Source organism: Dryocola clanedunensis subsp. sulfonylureivorans (genome assembly GCF_016756775.1).
Taxonomy (GTDB): Bacteria; Pseudomonadota; Gammaproteobacteria; order Enterobacterales; family Enterobacteriaceae; genus Dryocola; species Dryocola clanedunensis.
Genome location: NZ_JAERMU010000022.1, coordinates 47,812 through 63,313, shown reverse-complemented (window position 1 = coordinate 63,313; position 15,502 = coordinate 47,812). Strand labels below are relative to the sequence as shown.

Genomic DNA, 15,502 nt, shown 5'->3' with positions numbered 1-15,502 from the left:
CAGGAGATGATTACGTTATGTCAGTGTCGCTCTTGAGTCGAAACGTAGCCCGCAAGCTACTGTTCCTCCAGTTTTTGGCAGTGATAACAATGGGATTGTTGTTCTGTCTGAAAGACCCCTTCTGGGGCGCTTCTGCGATAGGCGGAGGCCTGGCAGCCTGGTTGCCAAATGTTGTATTTATGATTTTTGCCTGGCGTCATCAGGCGCATACACCCGCAAAAGGCCGTATGGCCTGGACATTTGCCATAGGCGAAGTGCTAAAGGTGGCTGCGAGTTTTAGCATCCTGGTGGTGGCGCTGGTAGGGTATAAGGCGGTAGTCTTGCCGCTGATAGTGACCTGGTTATCGGTGCTGGTTGTGCAGATACTCGCACCAGCTGTAATTAACAACAAAGGGTAAGAGGCATCATGTCTGCAGGAGAAATCTCTACACCGCAGGAGTATATAGGCCACCACCTGAATAACCTTCAGTTGGACCTGCGTACTTTCTCGCTGGTGGATCCGCATAACCCCCCGGCCACCTTCTGGACGCTCAATATTGACTCCATGTTCTTCTCAGTGGTTCTGGGTCTCTTGTTCCTGGTTATCTTCCGTCGAGTTGCGAAAAATGCAACCAGCGGCGTGCCGGGTAAACTTCAGACAGCTGTTGAGCTGATTATTGGTTTTGTCCATGACAGCGTGAAAGACATGTATCATGGCAAAAGCAAGGTCATTGCTCCACTGGCCCTGACGGTCTTCGTCTGGGTGTTCCTGATGAACCTGATGGATTTACTGCCAATCGATCTGCTGCCGTTTATCGGCGAGCACATCTTCGGCCTGCCAGCCCTGCGTGTGGTACCGTCTGCTGACGTGAACATCACCCTCTCCATGGCGCTTGGCGTATTTATCCTGATTCTTTTCTACAGCATCAAAATGAAAGGCATTGGCGGCTTCACGAAAGAGCTGACGCTGCAGCCGTTCAATCACTGGGCATTTATTCCTGTCAACTTAATCCTTGAAGGGGTAAGCCTGCTGTCCAAACCAATCTCTCTTGGTCTACGACTGTTCGGCAACATGTATGCCGGTGAGCTGATTTTCATTCTGATTGCTGGACTGTTGCCGTGGTGGTCACAGTGGATTCTGAATGTGCCTTGGGCCATTTTCCACATCCTGATCATTACGCTGCAAGCCTTCATCTTCATGGTTCTGACGATCGTCTATCTGTCGATGGCGTCTGAAGAGCATTGATTTTACTTACCACTACTGCGTTTTAACTGAAACAAACTGGAGACTGTCATGGAAAACCTGAATATGGATCTGCTGTACATGGCTGCCGCTATTATGATGGGTCTTGCGGCAATCGGTGCTGCGATCGGTATCGGCATCCTCGGAGGTAAATTCCTGGAAGGCGCAGCGCGTCAACCGGATCTGATCCCTCTGCTGCGTACTCAGTTCTTTATCGTAATGGGTCTGGTGGATGCAATCCCAATGATCGCTGTTGGTCTGGGTCTGTACGTGATGTTCGCCGTCGCGTAGTGAGCGTTGCTTAAGATACCAAGCAATATCAGAACGTTAACTAACAAAGAGGCATTGTGCTGTGAATCTTAACGCAACAATCCTCGGCCAGGCCATCGCGTTTGTCCTGTTTGTTCTGTTCTGCATGAAGTATGTATGGCCGCCATTAATGGCAGCCATCGAGAAGCGTCAAAAAGAAATTGCTGACGGTCTCTCTTCTGCAGAACGTGCTAAAAAGGACCTTGACCTTGCACAGGCCAACGCGACCGACCAGCTGAAAAAAGCCAAAGCGGAAGCTCAGGTGATCATCGAGCAGGCGAACAAACGCCGCGCTCAGATCGTCGAAGAAGCGAAAACCGAGGCAGAGCAGGAACGTAACAAAATCGTGGCTCAAGCCCAGGCAGAAATCGATGCGGAGCGTAAGCGCGCTCGCGAAGAGCTGCGTAAGCAAGTCGCTCTGCTGGCAATTGCCGGCGCTGAGAAGATCATTGAACGTTCCGTGGATGAAGCTGCTAACAGCGACATCGTTGATAAACTGGTCGCTGAACTGTAAGGAGGGAGGGGCTGATGTCTGAATTTGTAACTGTAGCTCGCCCCTACGCCAAAGCAGCTTTTGACTTTGCCGTTGAACACCAAAGCGTAGAGAGCTGGCAGCAGATGCTGGCTTTTGCCGCCGAAGTGTCTGAAAACGAACAAATCGCAGAGCTTCTTTCTGGTGCACTGGCGCCGGAAACTCTCTCTGAGTCGTTTATCGCCATCTGTGGTGACCAACTCGACGCTAACGGCCAGAACCTGATTAAGGTGATGGCTGAGAACGGGCGTCTGAAGGTTCTTCCTGATGTTCTTGAGCAGTTTGTTCAGTTGCGCGCAGCCCAGGAGGCTACCGTTGAAGTCGAAGTGACTTCCGCAAACGCACTGAATGAAACCCAGCTTTCGAAAATCAGCGCCGCGATGGAAAAACGTCTGTCACGCAAAGTGAAGCTGAATTGCAAAATTGACAAGTCTGTAATGGCAGGTGTCATCATCCGAGCGGGTGATATGGTCATTGATGGTAGCGTACGCGCCCGTCTTGATCGCCTGGCAGACGTCTTGCAGTCTTAAGGGGACTGGAGCATGCAACTGAATTCCACCGAAATCAGCGAACTGATCAAGCAGCGCATTGCTCAGTTCAATGTGGTGAGCGAAGCTCACAACGAAGGTACTATCGTATCCGTCAGTGACGGTATCATCCGTGTACACGGCCTGGCCGATGTTATGCAGGGTGAGATGATCTCCCTGCCGGGTAACCGTTACGCTATTGCACTGAACCTCGAGCGCGACTCTGTAGGTGCTGTAGTAATGGGTCCGTACGCTGACCTTGCCGAAGGCATGAAAGTTAAGTGTACTGGCCGTATTCTTGAAGTTCCTGTCGGTCGTGGCCTGCTGGGCCGCGTGGTGAACACCCTGGGTGCACCCATCGACGGTAAAGGTCCACTGGACCACGACGGCTTCTCAGCCGTTGAAGCCATCGCTCCGGGCGTAATCGAGCGTCAGTCCGTAGACCAGCCTGTACAGACTGGCTATAAATCTGTTGATGCCATGATTCCAATCGGCCGTGGTCAGCGTGAGCTGGTCATCGGTGACCGTCAGACCGGTAAAACCGCACTGGCCATTGATGCCATCATCAACCAGCGCGATTCCGGCATCAAATGTATCTATGTTGCTATCGGCCAGAAAGCGTCCACTATCTCTAACGTGGTTCGTAAACTGGAAGAGCACGGCGCGCTGGCAAACACCATCGTTGTTGTTGCAACCGCATCAGAATCTGCTGCGCTGCAATACCTGGCACCGTACTCCGGCTGCGCAATGGGTGAATACTTCCGTGACCGCGGTGAAGACGCACTGATCGTTTATGACGATCTGTCTAAACAGGCCGTTGCTTACCGTCAGATTTCCCTGCTGCTTCGTCGTCCACCAGGTCGTGAAGCTTATCCGGGCGACGTTTTCTATCTTCACTCCCGTCTGCTGGAACGTGCTGCGCGTGTTAACGCCGATTACGTTGAAGCATTCACTAAAGGTGAAGTGAAAGGGAAAACCGGTTCACTGACCGCGCTGCCAATTATCGAAACGCAAGCTGGTGACGTTTCCGCGTTCGTTCCGACCAACGTAATTTCCATTACCGATGGTCAGATCTTCCTGGAATCCAACCTGTTTAACGCCGGTATTCGTCCAGCGGTTAACCCGGGTATCTCCGTATCCCGTGTTGGTGGTGCAGCGCAGACCAAGATCATGAAAAAACTGTCCGGTGGTATCCGTACCGCGCTGGCACAGTATCGTGAACTTGCAGCGTTCTCTCAGTTTGCATCCGACCTTGACGATGCGACCCGTAAGCAGCTGAACCACGGTCAGAAAGTGACCGAGCTTCTGAAGCAGAAACAGTATGCGCCAATGTCCGTTGCGCATCAGTCTCTGGTTCTGTTCGCTGCTGAACGCGGTTACCTCGAAGATGTGGAACTGGCCAAAATCGGTAGCTTCGAAGCCGCTCTGATGGCTTACGTTGACCGTGACCATGCTCCGCTGATGCAAGAAATCAACCAATCTGGTGGCTATAACGACGAAATCGAAGGCAAGCTGAAAGGCATCCTCGATTCCTTCAAAGCAACTCAGTCCTGGTAAAGTCTGGCGGCTTGTCTTAGGGCAAGCCGCAAGGCATTGAGGAGAAGCTCATGGCCGGCGCAAAAGAGATACGTAGTAAGATCGCAAGCGTCCAGAACACGCAGAAGATCACCAAAGCAATGGAAATGGTCGCCGCGTCCAAAATGCGTAAATCGCAGGAACGTATGGCAGCCAGCCGTCCTTACGCAGACACCATGCGTAAAGTGATTGGCCACCTTGCTCTGGGTAATCTTGAATACAAACACCCCTACCTGGATGAACGCGAAGTTAAACGCGTGGGCTACCTGGTGGTGTCCACTGACCGTGGTCTGTGCGGTGGCTTGAACATTAACCTGTTCAAAAAGCTGCTGGCTGACATGAAAGGATGGTCCGATAAAGGCGTTCAGAGCGAAATCGCGATGATCGGCTCTAAGGGCGTCTCTTTCTTCAACTCTGTGGGCGGCAATGTTGTTGCTCAGGTGACCGGTATGGGCGATAACCCTTCCCTGTCCGAGTTGATTGGCCCGGTGAAAGTGATGTTGCAGGCCTACGATGAAGGCCGTCTGGACAAGCTGTACGTTGTCAGCAACAAATTTATTAACACAATGTCTCAGGTTCCGACAATCACCCAGCTGCTGCCGTTACCGCCAGCAGACGACGGCGAATTGAAAAAGAAATCCTGGGACTATCTGTATGAACCTGATCCAAAGGCACTGCTGGACACCCTGCTGCGTCGTTATGTGGAATCTCAGGTTTATCAGGGCGTCGTAGAAAACCTGGCCAGCGAGCAGGCCGCACGAATGGTGGCGATGAAAGCCGCTACCGACAATGGCGGCAGCCTGATTAAAGAGCTGCAGTTGGTATACAACAAAGCTCGTCAGGCCAGCATTACTCAGGAGCTCACCGAAATCGTCGGTGGCGCGTCCGCGGTATAACCAGGTTTACGTATTTAGAGGATTCGAGATGGCTACTGGAAAGATTATCCAGGTAATCGGCGCCGTGGTGGACGTCGAGTTCCCTCAGGATGCCGTACCAAAAGTGTACGACGCTCTTGAGGTTACAAATGGTAATGACCGTCTGGTGCTGGAAGTTCAGCAGCAGTTAGGTGGTGGCGTAGTGCGTACTATCGCCATGGGTACGTCTGATGGTTTGCGTCGTGGTCTGGAAGTTTCTAACCTCGATCACCCAATTGAAGTGCCGGTAGGTAAAGCAACCCTGGGCCGTATCATGAACGTCCTGGGCCAGCCTATCGACATGAAAGGCGATATCGGCGAAGAAGAGCGTTGGGCGATTCACCGTCCTGCGCCAAGCTACGAAGAGCTGTCCAGCTCCCAGGATCTGCTGGAAACCGGCATCAAAGTAATGGACCTGATTTGCCCGTTCGCTAAGGGCGGTAAAGTTGGTCTGTTCGGTGGTGCGGGCGTTGGTAAAACTGTAAACATGATGGAGCTTATTCGTAACATCGCGATCGAGCACTCCGGTTACTCCGTGTTTGCAGGCGTGGGTGAGCGTACTCGTGAGGGTAACGACTTCTACCACGAAATGACCGACTCCAACGTTCTGGACAAAGTATCCCTGGTTTATGGCCAGATGAACGAGCCACCAGGTAACCGTCTGCGCGTAGCACTGACCGGCCTGACCATGGCTGAGAAGTTCCGTGACGAAGGTCGTGACGTTCTGCTGTTCGTGGATAACATTTACCGTTATACCCTGGCCGGTACAGAAGTATCTGCACTGCTGGGTCGTATGCCATCTGCGGTAGGTTATCAGCCAACTCTGGCTGAAGAGATGGGTGTTTTGCAGGAGCGTATTACCTCCACCAAAACGGGCTCCATCACTTCTGTTCAGGCGGTATACGTACCTGCGGATGACTTGACTGACCCATCCCCAGCAACCACCTTTGCTCACTTAGATGCAACCGTGGTACTGAGCCGTAACATCGCGTCTCTGGGTATCTACCCTGCGGTAGATCCACTGGATTCCACCAGCCGTCAGTTAGATCCGCTGGTTGTTGGTCAGGAACACTACGACACCGCGCGTGGCGTGCAGTCTATTCTGCAACGTTACCAGGAACTGAAAGACATCATCGCCATTCTTGGTATGGATGAGCTTTCTGAAGAAGATAAACTGGTTGTAGCACGTGCGCGTAAGATCCAGCGCTTCCTGTCTCAGCCGTTCTTCGTAGCAGAAGTCTTTACCGGTTCTCCGGGCAAGTTCGTATCGCTGAAAGATACTATCCGTGGCTTTAAAGGCATCATGGACGGCGAATATGACCATCTGCCAGAGCAGGCGTTCTACATGGTTGGTACTATCGACGAAGCCGTTGAGAAAGCTAAAAAACTTTAACGCCTTAATCGGAGGGTGACATGGCAATGACATATCACCTGGACGTCGTCAGCGCGGAGAGCCAAATGTTCTCCGGTCTGGTCGAGAAGATCCAGGTAACGGGTAGCGAAGGCGAGCTGGGTATTTTCCCGGGTCACGCGCCGCTGCTCACCGCCATTAAGCCTGGTATGATCCGCATCGTTAAACAGCACGGACAAGAAGAGTTCATCTACCTGTCCGGTGGTGTGTTGGAAGTGCAGCCAGGCACGGTTACCGTGCTGGCTGATACCGCAATTCGCGGCCAGGATCTCGACGAAGCGCGAGCCCTGGAAGCGAAACGTAAAGCGGAAGAGCACATCCATAGCTCCCACGGTGATGTGGACTACGCTCAGGCTTCTGCTGAACTGGCGAAGGCGATCGCGAAACTACGCGTTATCGAATTGACCAGAAAAGCGATGTAACTACCTGCTTGAAAAGACAAATGCCAGTGAGTGCTCCTCACTGGCATTTTTTTACCTCCATGAAGTTCCCCTCCTCTTCTATACCGGCCGTCTTTATTCTCAGGCGAAAAGAAGCATAAATCCAAAGAGATGCCCTGCTTTCGGTTGATCGGGTATACATTTTTGTCCTTAATCTGCCTACACTTGAGCCCAACGCGCAGGGAAAACGCTTGTTTAAGACTGAATTTCCACCAACGCGTTTTTTGCTGCAAAATATGTAGATATTTCAACGTGAAATCGTTTTACTTCTCTCACAATTTTAAGTCAGGACGCGTATGTCAAACAGTGCGATGAGCGTGGTTATCCTTGCCGCTGGCAAAGGGACCCGCATGTATTCCGACCTCCCGAAGGTGCTGCACACCCTCGCCGGCAAACCAATGGTTCAGCATGTTATTGATGCAGCTAAAAATTTAGGCGCGCAGCATGTACATCTGGTTTACGGCCACGGCGGCGATCTGCTGAAGCAGACCCTTAACGATGGTTCCCTGAACTGGGTTTTACAGGCGGAGCAGCTGGGTACCGGCCACGCTATGCAACAGGCCGCGCCATTCTTCGCGGACGACGAAGATATCCTGATGCTGTACGGCGACGTGCCGCTGATTTCCGTTGAGACGCTACAGCGCCTGCGTGAAGCAAAACCGCAGGGCGGCATTGGCCTGTTGACCGTTAAGCTTGACGATCCAACCGGCTATGGCCGTATCGCCCGCGAAAACGGCACCGTTGTCGGAATTGTGGAACACAAAGACGCTACCGATGAGCAGCGCAAAATCAATGAGATTAACACCGGTATTTTGATTGCCAACGGTGCGGATCTGAAACGCTGGCTGGGCAAGCTGGATAACAACAATGCTCAGGGCGAGTTCTATATCACCGATATCATCGCTCTGGCGCACCAGGAAGGCCGCGAAATCAATGCGGTGCATCCGGACAGGCTCAGCGAAGTGGAAGGCGTGAACAACCGTCTGCAGCTCTCTCGTCTGGAGCGTGTTTATCAGACCGAGCAGGCTGACAGGCTGCTGCTGGCGGGCGTGATGCTGCGTGACCCGCAGCGTTTCGACCTGCGCGGCACGCTGAGCCACGGGCGTGATGTCGAAATCGATACTAATGTGATTATTGAAGGCAACGTCACGCTGGGCCATCGAGTAAAAATCGCCACCGGCTGCGTGCTGAAGAACTGCGTTATCGGCGACGACTGCGAAATCAGCGCTTATACCGTAGTTGAAGATGCCACCCTGGCCGCTGCCTGCACTATTGGTCCGTTTACACGCCTGCGCCCAGGGGCCGAACTGGCTGAAGGTGCGCACGTTGGCAACTTCGTCGAAATGAAAAAAGCGCGTCTGGGTAAAGGCTCCAAAGCAGGGCACCTGAGCTATTTAGGCGATGCAGATATTGGCGACAACGTGAATATCGGCGCGGGCACTATCACCTGTAACTATGACGGCGCGAACAAGCACAAAACCATTATTGGCGACGACGTGTTTGTCGGTTCCGACACACAGCTGGTGGCCCCGGTGACCGTGGGGAACGGCGTAACTATCGGTGCTGGCACCACGGTTACCCGCAACGTTGCTGAAAACGAGCTGGTCATCAGCCGCGTTAAGCAGACCCATATTCAGGGCTGGCAGCGTCCGGTGAAGAAGAAGTAGTTTCCAGTCTGCGGTGGATGGCGCTTCGCTTATCCACCCTGCATGCAGGACCGAGTAAAACTGGGGTGAAGGTTGTTCTCGAAAACAGCCCGCCCTGCAGCAGTACCAAAACTATAACCCCACTCTCTACAAGGCTCGGGGCCCCGTAAATCGGGAAATACAGGTCAGCGACAACACATGGCGAAATCGCCATTATCAGGAAATAACGACTATGTGTGGAATTGTTGGCGCGGTCGCGCAACGTGATATCGCTGAAATCCTTCTCGAAGGACTACGCCGTCTGGAATACCGTGGTTATGACTCCGCGGGTCTGGCAGTTGTCGACGAGCAGGGTCATATGACCCGTCTGCGTCGTCTGGGTAAAGTACAAAAGCTGGCGGAAGCCGCAGAAGAAACCGCGCTACATGGCGGGACCGGGATCGCACACACCCGCTGGGCGACACATGGCGAACCTTCCGAAGTAAACGCTCACCCGCATGTGTCCGAACATATTGCGGTGGTTCACAACGGCATCATCGAAAACTACGAGCCGCTGCGCGTCTCTTTGCAGGAGCGCGGGTATACCTTCGTTTCCCAGACCGATACCGAAGTGATTGCTCACTTAGTACACTGGGAGCTGGAGCAGGGCGGCACGCTGCGTGAAGCCGTATTACGCGCGATCCCTCAGCTGCGCGGTGCCTACGGCACGGTTATCATGGATACCCGCAACCCGGGCGTACTGCTGGCTGCCCGTTCCGGCAGCCCGATGGTTATCGGCCTCGGCATGGGCGAGAACTTTATCGCCTCCGATCAGCTGGCGCTGCTGCCGGTGACCCGCCGCTTCATCTTCCTGGAAGAAGGCGATATCGCGGAAGTGACCCGTCGTTCCGTCAACATTTTCAACACCAAAGGCGAGGCGGTTAAACGCCCGGACATCGAATCTAATTTGCAGTATGACGCGGGTGACAAAGGCATCTACCGTCACTACATGCAAAAAGAGATCTACGAGCAGCCGAACGCCATCAAAAATACCCTGGCCGGTCGTATCAGCCACGGCGAAGTGGATTTGACCGAGCTTGGCCCGAAAGCGAACGAGATGCTGGCACAGGTGGAGCACATCCAGATTGTAGCCTGCGGCACCTCTTATAACTCCGGCATGGTTTCCCGCTACTGGTTTGAAGCCCTGGCCGGTGTGCCTTGCGACGTGGAGATCGCTTCCGAATTCCGCTACCGCAAATCCGCGGTACGCCGCAACAGCCTGATGATTACTCTTTCTCAGTCCGGTGAAACGGCGGATACCCTGGCGGCGCTTCGCCTGTCCAAAGAGCTGGGCTATCTGGGATCGCTGGCGGTCTGTAACGTACCTGGCTCATCGCTGGTGCGGGAATCCGATCTGTCCCTGATGACCAATGCGGGTACAGAAATTGGCGTAGCGTCCACCAAGGCGTTCACCACGCAGCTGACCGTTCTGCTGATGCTGGTGGCTAAGCTGAGCCGCCTGAAAGGCGCTGACGCTCAGGTTGAGCACGACATTGTGCACGGCTTACAGGCGCTGCCAAGCCGCATCGAGCAGATGCTCTCCCAGGACAAACGCATTGAAGCGCTGGCGGAAGATTTCTCCGACAAGCACCACGCGCTGTTCCTCGGCCGTGGCGACCAGTACCCGATCGCCATGGAAGGTGCGCTGAAGCTCAAAGAGATCTCTTATATTCACGCTGAAGCGTACGCGGCGGGCGAACTGAAGCACGGCCCGCTGGCGTTAATCGATGCAGATATGCCGGTCATCGTTGTGGCACCTAACAACGAACTGCTGGAAAAACTGAAGTCCAACATCGAAGAAGTGCGCGCCCGCGGTGGCCAGCTGTACGTCTTCGCCGATCGGGATGCAGGTTTCACCAGCAGCGACAACATGCACATCATTGAAATGCCGCACGTCGAAGAGGTTATTGCCCCAATCTTCTATACCGTGCCGTTGCAGCTGCTCTCTTATCACGTTGCGCTTATCAAAGGCACCGACGTGGATCAGCCGCGTAACCTGGCGAAATCGGTTACCGTTGAGTAATCTACTGTCATAAAGATGTTTCAGAAGCTGCCTGCGGGCAGCTTTTTTATTTCTATGAAACTCACTGATTTTTAATACTTTTTAATTCACATCTCGCTTAAGCGTCATGTCCGAAAGGGACTGTCATAAAACTGTCATAATTCGTACATTTATCTGTCACCAAACTGTCCTATTTTCTACCCTGCAACGACTTAACAACGAATTACGTTTATCACCTCTGCAGGAGACATTATGAAAGTTATGCGTACCACCGTCGCAACTGTTGTCGCCGCGACCTTATCCCTGAGCGCTTTCGGCGTTAACGCTGCCGCAAGCCTGACCGGTGCCGGTGCAACCTTCCCTGCGCCGGTGTATGCCAAATGGGCAGATACCTACAATAAAGCAACGGGTAATAAAGTGAATTACCAGGGTATTGGCTCCTCCGGTGGCGTTAAACAAATTATTGCTAATACCGTGGATTTCGGCGCGTCTGATGCCCCACTGGCTGATGACAAGTTGGCGCAGGAAGGCCTGTTCCAGTTCCCGACCGTGATCGGCGGTGTTGTTCTGGCGGTTAACCTGCCGGGCGTGAAATCCGGCGAGCTGGTGCTCGACGGTAAAACGCTGGGTGATATCTACCTCGGCAAAATTAAAAAATGGGATGACGCGGCAATCGCTAAGCTCAACCCTGGCATGAAACTGCCGCAGCAGAACATCGCCGTTGTGCGCCGTGCTGACGGTTCCGGCACCTCCTTCGTTTTCACCAGCTACCTGGCGAAAGTGAACGAAGAGTGGAAATCTAAAGTGGGCGCGGGCTCTACCGTAAACTGGCCGACCGGCCTTGGCGGTAAAGGCAACGACGGCATCGCGGCGTTCGTGCAGCGTCTGCCTGGCTCAATCGGCTACGTTGAGTATGCTTATGCTAAGCAGAACAACCTTGCATACACCAAACTGGTTTCTGCGGACGGCAAACCGGTAGCGCCTTCTGAAGAAAACTTTGCTAACGCGGCGAAAGGCGCGGACTGGAGCAAATCTTTCGCTCAGGATCTGACTAACCAGAAAGGTGCTGAGGCGTGGCCAATCACCTCCACCACCTTCATCCTGATCCACAAAGAGCAGAAGAATCCAGAGCAGGGTGCCGAAGTGCTGAAGTTCTTCGACTGGGCATACAAAGACGGTGCCAAACAGGCTAACGACCTGGATTACGCATCCCTGCCGGATGCCGTGGTTGAACAGGTTCGCGCTGCATGGAAGACCAACGTAAAAGACAGTTCAGGTAAGGCATTGTATTAATTTAGCCTTCTGACGAAAATGGCGGGTGACCCTCAGGCTTACCCGCCCTACGGCTCTGACTGTAGGCCGGACAGACGCAGACGCCATCCGGCGATTTCGTAAACATGTTTAACTAAAAGAGTAATTTATGGCGGTAAGTAAGCCGACGTTCAAAGCGCCGGGCAAGCAAGGCGATATGATATTCAGCGCGCTGGTAAGACTGGCTGCGCTGATTGTGCTATTGCTGCTGGGCGGCATTATCATCTCCCTGATTATCTCCTCATGGCCGAGCATCCAGAAGTTTGGCTTCTCGTTCCTGTGGACCAAAGAGTGGGACGCTCCAAACGATATCTATGGTGCGCTGGTGCCCATCTACGGCACGCTGGTCACCTCGTTCATTGCGCTGCTGATTGCCGTGCCGGTGAGCTTCGGGATCGCCCTGTTCCTGACCGAGCTGGCCCCGGGCTGGCTGCGTCGCCCGTTAGGCATCGCCATTGAGCTGTTAGCCGCCATCCCGAGTATCGTGTACGGCATGTGGGGCCTGTTTATCTTTGCTCCGCTGTTTGCGACCTACTTCCAGGAGCCGGTGGGCAATATCCTCTCTTCCGTGCCGATTGTTGGCGCGCTGTTCTCCGGCCCGGCGTTCGGTATCGGTATTCTTGCCGCGGGCGTGATCCTGGCCATCATGATTATTCCGTACATTGCCTCCGTGATGCGCGATGTGTTCGAACAAACCCCGGTGATGATGAAAGAGTCAGCCTACGGTATCGGCTGCACCACCTGGGAGGTTATCTGGCGCATCGTCCTGCCGTTCACCAAAAATGGTGTGATTGGCGGCGTGATGCTCGGCCTTGGCCGCGCGCTCGGTGAAACCATGGCGGTGACCTTTATCATCGGTAACACCTACCAGCTCGACAATGCTTCGCTGTACATGCCGGGCAACAGCATTACCTCTGCCCTGGCCAACGAATTTGCCGAAGCGGAATCCGGCCTGCATACCGCAGCCCTGATGGAGCTTGGCCTGATCCTGTTTGTTATTACCTTTATCGTGCTGGCGATCTCTAAGTTCATGATCATGCGCCTGGCGAAGAACGAGGGGACGCGTTCATGACCACCATGGAAATGCAATCTGACGCAAAGCTTGCTGAATCCCGCCGCAAGATGCAGGCGCGCCGCCGCGTGAAAAATCGCATCGCCCTGACCCTCTCTATGGGCACCATGGCGTTCGGTCTGTTCTGGCTGGTGTGGATCCTGTTCTCAACGGTGACCCGCGGCATCGACGGCATGTCGATTGCCCTGTTTACCGAAATGACGCCTCCGCCAAATACGGCTGGTGGCGGTCTGGCAAACGCCCTGGCGGGCAGCGGCCTGTTAATTCTGTGGGCGACGGTATTCGGTACGCCGCTCGGCATCCTGGCCGGGATTTATCTGGCGGAGTACGGCCGCAAATCCTGGCTGGCAGAAGTTATCCGTTTTATTAACGATATTCTGCTTTCCGCACCGTCCATCGTGGTCGGCCTGTTCGTTTACACCGTGGTGGTGGCGAAGATGCAGCACTTCTCCGGCTGGGCCGGGGTGATAGCGCTGGCGCTGCTGCAAATCCCGATTGTGATTCGAACCACCGAAAACATGATGAAGCTGGTGCCGGACAGCCTGCGTGAAGCGGCCTACGCGCTGGGCACGCCAAAGTGGAAAATGATTTCTGCTATCACGCTCAAAGCCTCCGTTTCCGGGATTATCACCGGGGTGCTGCTGGCCATTGCGCGTATTGCAGGTGAAACCGCGCCGCTGCTGTTCACGTCGCTCTCCAACCAGTTCTGGAGCACCGACATGATGCAGCCGATAGCCAACCTGCCGGTAACAATATTCAAATTCGCCATGAGCCCGTTTGCCGAATGGCAGCAGCTGGCCTGGGCCGGGGTACTGATTATTACCCTCTGCGTGCTGTTGCTGAACATTCTTGCACGCGTGATTTTCTCGAAGAGTAAACACGGTTAAATTTTACGGCGCGGCAAAGGCGGCGCCGGACGGAGATAAAGAAACAGATGAGTATGGTTGATTCCGCCTCGGGCAAAATTCAGGTTCGCGATTTGAACTTCTTCTATGGAAAGTTCCACGCCCTGAAAAACATCAATCTGGATATCGCAAAGAACCAGGTTACCGCGTTCATTGGGCCGTCAGGCTGTGGTAAATCCACCCTGCTGCGTACGTTTAACAAAATGTACTCCCTCTACCCGGATCAGCGTGCCGAAGGCGAAATCCTGCTGGACGGGGAAAACATTCTGACCCACAGCCAGGATATCGCCCTGCTGCGCGCCAAAGTGGGCATGGTCTTCCAGAAGCCAACGCCGTTCCCGATGTCGATTTATGACAACATCGCCTTTGGCGTGCGCCTGTTCGAGAAGCTGTCGCGCAGCGATATGGACGAGCGCGTACAGTGGGCGCTGACCAAGGCCGCGCTGTGGAACGAAACCAAAGATAAGCTGCACCAGAGCGGCTACAGCCTCTCCGGCGGTCAGCAGCAGCGTCTGTGCATCGCCCGTGGTATCGCGATTCGCCCTGATGTTCTGCTGCTTGATGAGCCGTGTTCAGCGCTGGACCCGATCTCAACCGGGCGTATCGAAGAGCTGATCACCGAGCTGAAGCAGGATTACACCGTGGTTATCGTTACCCACAACATGCAGCAGGCGGCGCGTTGCTCCGACCACACGGCGTTTATGTACCTGGGCGAGCTGATTGAGTTCAGCGAAACCGACACGCTGTTCACCACGCCTGCGAAAAAGCAGACTGAAGACTACATCACTGGCCGCTACGGTTGATTTGGAGCACGCAATGGACAATCTGAATCTCAACAAACACATTTCCGGTCAGTTTAACGCTGAGCTGGAATACATTCGCACTCAGGTGATGACCATGGGCGGGCTGGTGGAACAGCAGCTCTCCGATGCGATCACCGCGATGCACAATCAGGACAGCGAACTGGCGAAGCAGGTCATCGAAGGTGACCAGAAGGTCAACATGATGGAGGTGGCAATCGATGAAGCCTGCGTGCGCATCATCGCCAAGCGTCAGCCCACCGCCAGCGATCTGCGCCTGGTGATGGCGATCATCAAGACTATCTCCGAGCTGGAACGCATCGGTGACGTGGCGGACAAAATCTGCCGCACGGCGCTGGAGAAGTTCTCCCAGCAGCATCAGCCGCTGCTGGTTAGCCTGGAATCTCTGGGCCGCCACACGGTGCAGATGCTGCACGACGTGCTGGACGCCTTCGCGCGTATGGATCTGGACGAAGCGGTGCGCATCTACCGCGAAGACAAGAAAGTTGACCAGGAATATGAAGGCATCGTGCGCCAGCTGATGACTTACATGATGGAAGACACGCGCACGATTCCAAGCGTGCTCACCGCGCTGTTCTGCGCCCGCTCCATCGAGCGTATCGGCGACCGCTGCCAGAACATCTGCGAGTTCATCTTCTACTTCGTGAAGGGACAGGACTTCCGTCACGTGGGCGGCGACGAGCTGGACAAGCTGCTGGCGGGCAGCGATCCGAAAGAGTAATTTTTCCCGGCATCTGAAAAATCATAGGCCGGATAAGCGTTAGCGCTATCCGGCT

General features: G+C 54.2%; 16 protein-coding genes. All 16 read left to right on the top strand.

What is annotated here, in order from left to right:
- Positions 1 to 17 precede the first annotated feature (17 nt).
- The 16 genes from atpI (at position 18) to phoU (ending at position 15,447) form a co-directional block, all read left to right on the top strand.
- On the top strand, positions 18 to 398 hold the full coding sequence (atpI, locus tag HYQ67_RS19390) for a F0F1 ATP synthase subunit I (RefSeq protein ID WP_202306390.1): 381 nt from the start codon (positions 18 to 20) through the stop codon (positions 396 to 398).
- An 8-nt stretch (positions 399 to 406) separates the two neighbouring features.
- The gene (atpB, locus tag HYQ67_RS19385; RefSeq protein WP_202306387.1) at positions 407 to 1,225 is read left to right on the top strand and encodes a F0F1 ATP synthase subunit A; all 819 of its coding nucleotides are present in this window, start codon (positions 407 to 409) and stop codon (positions 1,223 to 1,225) included.
- A gap of 48 nt (positions 1,226 to 1,273) precedes the next feature.
- Positions 1,274 to 1,513, top strand: a complete 240-nt coding sequence (gene atpE / locus HYQ67_RS19380) for a F0F1 ATP synthase subunit C (protein ID WP_004393045.1) — start codon at positions 1,274 to 1,276, stop codon at positions 1,511 to 1,513.
- 61 nt (positions 1,514 to 1,574) lie between these two features.
- On the top strand, positions 1,575 to 2,045 hold the full coding sequence (gene atpF / locus HYQ67_RS19375) for a F0F1 ATP synthase subunit B (RefSeq protein ID WP_202306384.1): 471 nt from the start codon (positions 1,575 to 1,577) through the stop codon (positions 2,043 to 2,045).
- 14 nt (positions 2,046 to 2,059) lie between these two features.
- Entirely contained in the window at positions 2,060 to 2,593 is a 534-nt protein-coding gene (atpH, locus tag HYQ67_RS19370; protein WP_202306381.1) for a F0F1 ATP synthase subunit delta, read from the top strand.
- A 12-nt stretch (positions 2,594 to 2,605) separates the two neighbouring features.
- Complete coding sequence (gene atpA / locus HYQ67_RS19365; protein WP_202306378.1) at positions 2,606 to 4,147, top strand: F0F1 ATP synthase subunit alpha; 1,542 nt, start codon at positions 2,606 to 2,608, stop codon at positions 4,145 to 4,147.
- A 50-nt stretch (positions 4,148 to 4,197) separates the two neighbouring features.
- Positions 4,198 to 5,061, top strand: coding sequence for a F0F1 ATP synthase subunit gamma (atpG, locus tag HYQ67_RS19360; protein WP_167612918.1), 864 nt, complete (start codon positions 4,198 to 4,200; stop codon positions 5,059 to 5,061).
- Between the two features lie 28 nt (positions 5,062 to 5,089).
- Positions 5,090 to 6,472 (top strand): F0F1 ATP synthase subunit beta, encoded by a 1,383-nt coding sequence (gene atpD / locus HYQ67_RS19355; RefSeq protein WP_202306375.1) that lies wholly within the window; start codon positions 5,090 to 5,092, stop codon positions 6,470 to 6,472.
- 20 nt (positions 6,473 to 6,492) lie between these two features.
- Positions 6,493 to 6,912: a F0F1 ATP synthase subunit epsilon gene (locus HYQ67_RS19350; RefSeq protein WP_202306372.1), complete on the top strand. Its 420-nt coding sequence runs from the start codon at positions 6,493 to 6,495 to the stop codon at positions 6,910 to 6,912.
- A 314-nt stretch (positions 6,913 to 7,226) separates the two neighbouring features.
- Complete coding sequence (glmU, locus tag HYQ67_RS19345) at positions 7,227 to 8,597, top strand: bifunctional UDP-N-acetylglucosamine diphosphorylase/glucosamine-1-phosphate N-acetyltransferase GlmU (RefSeq protein ID WP_202306369.1); 1,371 nt, start codon at positions 7,227 to 7,229, stop codon at positions 8,595 to 8,597.
- Between the two features lie 211 nt (positions 8,598 to 8,808).
- Complete coding sequence (glmS, locus tag HYQ67_RS19340) at positions 8,809 to 10,638, top strand: glutamine--fructose-6-phosphate transaminase (isomerizing) (RefSeq protein WP_202306350.1); 1,830 nt, start codon at positions 8,809 to 8,811, stop codon at positions 10,636 to 10,638.
- A gap of 231 nt (positions 10,639 to 10,869) precedes the next feature.
- Complete coding sequence (pstS, locus tag HYQ67_RS19335; protein WP_202306346.1) at positions 10,870 to 11,910, top strand: phosphate ABC transporter substrate-binding protein PstS; 1,041 nt, start codon at positions 10,870 to 10,872, stop codon at positions 11,908 to 11,910.
- 127 nt (positions 11,911 to 12,037) lie between these two features.
- Positions 12,038 to 13,000 carry a phosphate ABC transporter permease PstC gene (gene pstC / locus HYQ67_RS19330; RefSeq protein ID WP_202306343.1) on the top strand — a complete coding sequence of 321 codons (963 nt, stop codon included), beginning with the start codon at positions 12,038 to 12,040 and terminating at the stop codon, positions 12,998 to 13,000.
- Positions 12,997 to 13,887 carry a phosphate ABC transporter permease PstA gene (gene pstA, locus HYQ67_RS19325; protein ID WP_202306340.1) on the top strand — a complete coding sequence of 297 codons (891 nt, stop codon included), beginning with the start codon at positions 12,997 to 12,999 and terminating at the stop codon, positions 13,885 to 13,887. The genes pstC and pstA overlap by 4 nt, the downstream gene beginning before the upstream one ends.
- A gap of 47 nt (positions 13,888 to 13,934) precedes the next feature.
- Positions 13,935 to 14,708 (top strand): phosphate ABC transporter ATP-binding protein PstB, encoded by a 774-nt coding sequence (gene pstB / locus HYQ67_RS19320; protein WP_202306338.1) that lies wholly within the window; start codon positions 13,935 to 13,937, stop codon positions 14,706 to 14,708.
- 13 nt (positions 14,709 to 14,721) lie between these two features.
- Complete coding sequence (gene phoU, locus HYQ67_RS19315; RefSeq protein WP_202306336.1) at positions 14,722 to 15,447, top strand: phosphate signaling complex protein PhoU; 726 nt, start codon at positions 14,722 to 14,724, stop codon at positions 15,445 to 15,447.
- Positions 15,448 to 15,502 lie beyond the last annotated feature (55 nt).

Bases quoted from the DNA above. Each gene is read 5' to 3' on its own strand.
- atpI (WP_202306390.1), top strand. From the start codon at position 18: ATGTCAGTGTCGCTCTTGAGTCGAAACGTAGCCCGCAAGCTACTGTTC.
- atpB (WP_202306387.1), top strand. From the start codon at position 407: ATGTCTGCAGGAGAAATCTCTACACCGCAGGAGTATATAGGCCACCAC.
- atpE (WP_004393045.1), top strand. From the start codon at position 1,274: ATGGAAAACCTGAATATGGATCTGCTGTACATGGCTGCCGCTATTATG.
- atpH (WP_202306381.1), top strand. From the start codon at position 2,060: ATGTCTGAATTTGTAACTGTAGCTCGCCCCTACGCCAAAGCAGCTTTT.
- atpA (WP_202306378.1), top strand. From the start codon at position 2,606: ATGCAACTGAATTCCACCGAAATCAGCGAACTGATCAAGCAGCGCATT.
- atpG (WP_167612918.1), top strand. From the start codon at position 4,198: ATGGCCGGCGCAAAAGAGATACGTAGTAAGATCGCAAGCGTCCAGAAC.
- atpD (WP_202306375.1), top strand. From the start codon at position 5,090: ATGGCTACTGGAAAGATTATCCAGGTAATCGGCGCCGTGGTGGACGTC.
- HYQ67_RS19350 (WP_202306372.1), top strand. From the start codon at position 6,493: ATGGCAATGACATATCACCTGGACGTCGTCAGCGCGGAGAGCCAAATG.
- glmU (WP_202306369.1), top strand. From the start codon at position 7,227: ATGTCAAACAGTGCGATGAGCGTGGTTATCCTTGCCGCTGGCAAAGGG.
- glmS (WP_202306350.1), top strand. From the start codon at position 8,809: ATGTGTGGAATTGTTGGCGCGGTCGCGCAACGTGATATCGCTGAAATC.
- pstS (WP_202306346.1), top strand. From the start codon at position 10,870: ATGAAAGTTATGCGTACCACCGTCGCAACTGTTGTCGCCGCGACCTTA.
- pstC (WP_202306343.1), top strand. From the start codon at position 12,038: ATGGCGGTAAGTAAGCCGACGTTCAAAGCGCCGGGCAAGCAAGGCGAT.
- pstA (WP_202306340.1), top strand. From the start codon at position 12,997: ATGACCACCATGGAAATGCAATCTGACGCAAAGCTTGCTGAATCCCGC.
- pstB (WP_202306338.1), top strand. From the start codon at position 13,935: ATGAGTATGGTTGATTCCGCCTCGGGCAAAATTCAGGTTCGCGATTTG.
- phoU (WP_202306336.1), top strand. From the start codon at position 14,722: ATGGACAATCTGAATCTCAACAAACACATTTCCGGTCAGTTTAACGCT.